General features: G+C 44.3%; 4 protein-coding genes. 2 read left to right on the top strand and 2 right to left on the bottom strand.

Annotation, left to right across the window (positions count from 1 at the left end):
- The coding region (locus tag G519_RS52790; RefSeq protein ID WP_036635455.1) for an IS1595 family transposase at positions 1-345 on the top strand (345 nt) is incomplete at its 5' end.
- Positions 346-662: 317 nt separating this feature from the next.
- Here G519_RS52790 and G519_RS0137700 read toward each other — a convergent pair.
- Both G519_RS0137700 and G519_RS46610 read right to left on the bottom strand, forming a co-directional pair.
- A complete protein-coding gene (locus tag G519_RS0137700) occupies positions 663-1370 on the bottom strand; it encodes a DNA alkylation repair protein (RefSeq protein ID WP_029198941.1) in 708 nt (235 codons plus the stop codon).
- A gap of 129 nt (positions 1371-1499) precedes the next feature.
- Entirely contained in the window at positions 1500-4892 is a 3393-nt protein-coding gene (locus G519_RS46610) for a cadherin-like beta sandwich domain-containing protein (RefSeq protein WP_051254080.1), read from the bottom strand.
- A gap of 354 nt (positions 4893-5246) precedes the next feature.
- Here G519_RS46610 and G519_RS46605 point away from each other — a divergent pair.
- On the top strand, positions 5247-5469 hold a 223-nt coding region (locus tag G519_RS46605; protein WP_036635452.1), incomplete at its 3' end, for a helix-turn-helix domain-containing protein.

Genomic DNA, 5469 nt, shown 5'->3' with positions numbered 1-5469 from the left:
CTCACTGACTTTGCAACCACCTACATTGAAGCTGGATCAACGATTGCCAGCGATAGATATCGTTCTTATCAAGCTTTGGCCAAAAATGGCTTCCACCATGAAGCCAAAAAGTACGACCTGAAAGAAAATCCAGATCATCTAAAGTGGCTTCATACGATCATCTCTAATGCGAAAGCTTTTATTGGTGGTACCTACCACGGCTTAGATCCTAAGCACCTACAAGCATATCTCGATGAGTTTTGCTATCGATTCAACCGCCGTGAGGTCAAAAGCGAGTTATTCAATAGGTTAGTTCATTGTTGCCTATCGTCTACGACGATTACCTATCCTGAGCTAGTTGGATAATCAAATAAGAAAATAATAAGCAAAGTGAGGAGGCTGTTCCATAAAGAGCGCCCATCACTATCGGTGACGGATCATTGCGCCATCGCTCTCCAAAGACACTCTGCAATAAGACTGGAGCAAGAACGATAAGGATGTTCAAAAATAATTTTTCTAATAACATGGCTTACTCGGCTCTCCCCTCAATCCATTCCTTTCAATGTTTCTGCAAGAGTAAGCGTTATCCTTTTTTTAACAAGTAAAAAATTAAATGTTAAAAAAGGCTGCAACCGAAGCGGCATCTTTCACTGCCATTCAGTCATAGCCTTAATAAAATCTTTTTAACAAATACACGTCTTTTTCTTCGTTCCTACTCGGCCCATCGATTCGATTTTATGAATATATTCAGTCGCGAGCGGTACTTTACAAGCCGTTTGACCGACGTCGACATGAACCTTGCCAATCTCATTAGCTACTTCCGTCGCAGCTTCAAATAGTGGAAAACAATACGCACCCACTGTAATTACGAAGGTGTTCATCGTATATCGAACGCGATTTCTTTCCGCATGAATCGTTGTTCTCACCTGCTCCAGCAGCTGGGCAATTTCCTGAAGATCGAGCTTCTCATCTGGTGTGATGCTAATATAGTTGGCATAAGTGCTCCAACCGCATGTGGCTATTAGCTCGTCAGGAGATTGCAGCCATTCCCGTGCCAATTGGGGCGCGCTGCTGCTTTCCGCCGCCAGTCCCGCTACCGTATATTCGGTGAGCATATACCAATAGGCATGCTTCGCCCAATTCTGGAGCTCTTGTTTCGTCATTGTTTTCGGATCAATGGAAAGTCCGGCCAAGTACATCGCATCCGTATTCCCTGAATCGTACAAGGCGAGGGCTAGCTCACGGTCTTTTTTGACGAATTTAACCAACTTCTTTAGATCCCCTACTTTTACTCCGAATAAAGGCTCCTGCGCACCATGACGAAGAAACGTTTTTTTCGTTTGCTCGCTTCCAAGCTCCTCTAGGTTATTCATTACTTCTTCAAATGTCATAGTCTCACCACTCAACATTCATTTTTCAGTATTGTATCATAGTGCAGATCTTGATGTGAAATTCCTTGGCATTTGCAAACGCAAAAGAGTCGGGAGGAAGACCCCGCCGACTTTTGATCAGTAATAGCTTTATTTCTCTTTGTCTTTGTCGCTGCCTCTCATCACAATGAGCTTGTATGTTTTAGTAGAGTTGTCCTCAGCTGTCACCTGAATGTCAATCGCATTCTCACCCTTTTTCAGGTGAATAACATCTGTTGCCGCTCCACTAACAACTAATGCTCCGTTTACCGTTACCTTTGCCCGGTCATCCGCAACGGTTGGCGTGACGGTGATCTTACTGGTTCCATTTGACACCGATGCCGTGTACGCCGTTACATTCGCTCCGAATCCCGGACTTAATGTTCCCGCACTAATCGTCAAACTGCTTAGATTCGCATTGTTCGACAACAACCGAGTAACTGTCAGTCGATATGTTTTTGTAGAACGATCTTCGGCTGTAACAACCATGTCGATCCTATTTTCGCCCACATTCAGCTGAATGTCACTGGAAGCCTCTCCGCTTACAACCAATACTCCGTTCACAGCTATCTTCGCTTGACTGTCTGATGCCGTTGGATGGATGCTGATTTGAGCTATCTCATTAGGCACACTGGACGTATAATCAGTTACAGCTGAATCAAATGCTGGACTTAAAGTACCTGCACTGATCGTTAAACCGCTTAACGAGTTGTCCGTCGAAGGCCATATTTCCGTAGCCGTCACACCAGCTGCCTTTTCATAATTGATCCCGATATTGTTTAAGAAATTCTTACTGACCGTAATGTTTGAACCTGCTTGCAGCTGAATCCCATTCGTATTTCCTGTTAGCGTATTCCCTGTAATTTGTACGTTTTGAGGATCTCCCTGTCCCACACTATTGGCATTTTGGTCACCGTTGTCGTGTTCAAGCAGTATTCCCCAGTAATTGTTGGCTGTATTATTATGAATTAGATTATTGATAATCCGAGTACCTGGTCCGTTTAAAATGTTAATCCCAACGCCGTTATTGACGGTCGTCGTGTTTGCTATCGTGTTGTGCTCGATCAACGTATCCGGCGTCCCCATCGAAACGACTATGCCTTCACGTGAGTTTTGAATGACATTATTATGAATGTAGTTATTAGGGCCTGTTTTACTATGGTTGCTTGGCGCTGTACCGCCTGTGTTTCCAAGCCCTATGCCCCCGCCAGTAAAAATGTTAGCGATCGTATTGCCGTGAACTTCGTTCAGGTACTCAAGCTCACCATGAAGATCAATAGCATCCAATTTTGTGTTCGTATAGTGGTTGTTTCTCAGTACGTTATTGTGCGCTACATTTTGAATGAGGGAACCATGACGCAAATATGGCCCTTCAAACGTAGAATTTTCTACGACATTCCAATACGTATCATTATCAAAACCGAGCCTGTCGACCTTCGGCATTCCTTGTATGGATGTTCCATAACCTGCTCCGCCGCCGCCAAGATCCGTTGCATTGCGGAACGTACTGCCGCGAACAACGACATCATGGCTGTTCTCAATCCGAATCGCCATCCGTCTAAACCGTTCAACTGTAACCTGATCAATGGTCACGTTATAGGACGGATTCTCGCCATAATTTGCTATGGCAATCATACTGTCGGGTCCCCCGGCATCTGGATTATTCGTAGCATGCTCTAGTGAAAATGTACGATTCCAAGTTGAAGTCACTGTCAGGTTCGATACGACAATATCGTGTTGATTGGATGATTTCAAAACTGAACTATTCTTGACGTCATCCATACTTGATTTCAGCAGGGTGCCAGCTTGGCTTTCTCCTCTTACATTCACTCCGGATTTGAGCTTTAGGTTAATAAACCCGTCAGGCGATGTTTTCAAGTTATACACACCATTCGGTAAAAAAACTTCATCGCCGAAAGCGGCAGCATTGATGGCATTTTGAATGGCAATCCGATCATCTTGTTCATTATCCGCTGGGTCGGCGCCATAATTGACTGCATTAATCGTTTTTCCCGTTACAGCATTAGGTGCATGCATGGGGTGCTCGGAACCATCTGGTTTCGTCAAGCCAGCCTTCGTGTAAGGAACTGTGCCTGGGGGAGCCGTAGGCGTAATATTGGGAACAATGGCTACCGGTGTATCTCCTGATAAAAATGGTGCATAAATCATCACTTCCATTAAGCTGGTAAAGGTACTGCCATCCGAGTTACCATGTCCTACTACTCTTAGGAAACGAGCATTGGTATCCGGGAAATCAAATGCCTGCATGTTAACTGTACTCGCGCGGCTGCTGCCACTAAATACATTCGTCCATGTTGTAGCGTCATTTGAAGTTTGAATATCGATAAGGGTAGAACGTTGATCTCCTTTATAAAAAGCTATGCCCACGTACCCAATACTCTTCGTTTGCCCTAAGTCAAACATCACATATTGACCATCGCCAGAAGCTGACCAACGGCTGTATAAATTGTTGTCTAACGTATTGCTCTCTACATTTCCATCGCTGCTGCTAGCATTAACTTCCACAACCTGCAGGGGAGTAACAGGAGAAGTTAACGTTGTCGTGCTATAGGTCAATGGAGTTGAGGAATAGTTCCCAGCTGCGTCTCCGGCGATGATCTTATAGGTATAACTCGTATTGGGTGTTAATCCTTCGACACTATAAGACGTACTGCCATAAACAGTAGAAAGAACGGAGTCATTTTGATAGATTACATAATTGGTTACCAAAGTATCATCTGTTGCTGCCGGCCAAGTTAATTGGATAAAGTCCATTCCCAGATTGCTTGACTTTAAGACAGCGTTTGAGGGCCAAGCAGGCGGCGTATTGTCGCCTTGAACCACCCGTTTCACCACCAACTGCGGCTTAGGATTGGATGCCGTCGTTTCTTTGGAATACACATTAACCGACCTGCCTAAGCCTTGTGAATCACCGACAACGAAGGATACTGCGCCATCCGTTAAATGCTGTCTTACATAATTGGTCACGTCTACCGTATATAGAGCCGGCTTGGATATCGTATTAGGCTGAGTGACTATGATTTGCCCAAGTTGAGCTAATTGAGCCAGATCCGTTTGGGGCGCTGTATTCCAAGTAATTGCTGCTTCCTGCCATGTAATATTATTCAAACCGAACACTTGTAAAGGGGTGTCCACGTCATTTGTACCGCTCCCCCGCTTAGCAGAAACCTGCAAATAATACTTGTATGAGCTGTCCGAAACCGCAGCCACGTTAAATTTATAGTAAGCCTGTCTTTTGACCGTATTGCTGGATAAAATGTTGTAAATACCAACCGTGGAGCTAGTTTTGGTATCAAAGTTGGTATTAGCAATCGCTGCATTCGTAGTATCCATGGCGATAGCCGCATCCGCTGCAGGCAGCAGAGCAGCTACATCAACCTCAACATCAGTCGCCTTCCCTGGCGAAGGGATGAGGAGTAAAGAGAAAACCATTGTAAACATTAACATCATGGCTAACTTTCTTTGAATGAGTTGAATTTTCATGTCAACAAGCTCCTTATTCTGTTTAATAGATATATATAAGCGTATACAAATACCTTGTGACCATCATCATACTCTCTTTCAAACTAATTTTATTGTCATTTATTTAGGTCATTGAGGGGTATTATTAGGATTTGGCCGACCTGGCGGTAAGCCCCGCGCAGCGATTATGCAGAAAGTGCAGCCTCGGACAGCGTTATATGCAAAAAGTGCAGCACAGTTAAGGGATGCTGGCTCCTCGGCGGGACATCCTGCATTTTGTGCAGCAAAATTAAGGGATTACTCTGAAGCCCCCTAATTAGATTGGAGTCATCAATATGCAATAAGGTACAATATTGGTGAGGGGGAATGAGACGTATGAAAAGCAATATCCTATATGATGAGCAACGAATCAAGGTAGCTCAAGAGGCACTTAGTGGAACGAAGTTATCTTATCTTGCACGTAAATATTCAGTGTCTCCTAGCACGATCACGAACTGGGTTAAGTTCTACAAAGAAAGATTTGGTGAGGAATCCCTTCCTTCTGTGAGTGAGCGTATAGAAGATTCTAAACGCCTTCAGGAGTTGGAAACCAAGATGG

The organism is Paenibacillus alginolyticus DSM 5050 = NBRC 15375 (genome assembly GCF_000422905.1).
GTDB classification, from domain to species: Bacteria; Bacillota; Bacilli; order Paenibacillales; family NBRC-103111; genus Paenibacillus_E; species Paenibacillus_E alginolyticus.
This window is presented reverse-complemented; position numbering and strand designations above follow the sequence as displayed.

What these genes read in the sequence shown, in the direction of transcription:
- G519_RS46610 (WP_051254080.1), bottom strand. Translation starts at nt 4,892, where the DNA reads ATGAAAATTCAACTCATTCAAAGAAAGTTAGCCATGATGTTAATGTTT.
- G519_RS0137700 (WP_029198941.1), bottom strand. Translation starts at nt 1,370, where the DNA reads ATGACATTTGAAGAAGTAATGAATAACCTAGAGGAGCTTGGAAGCGAG.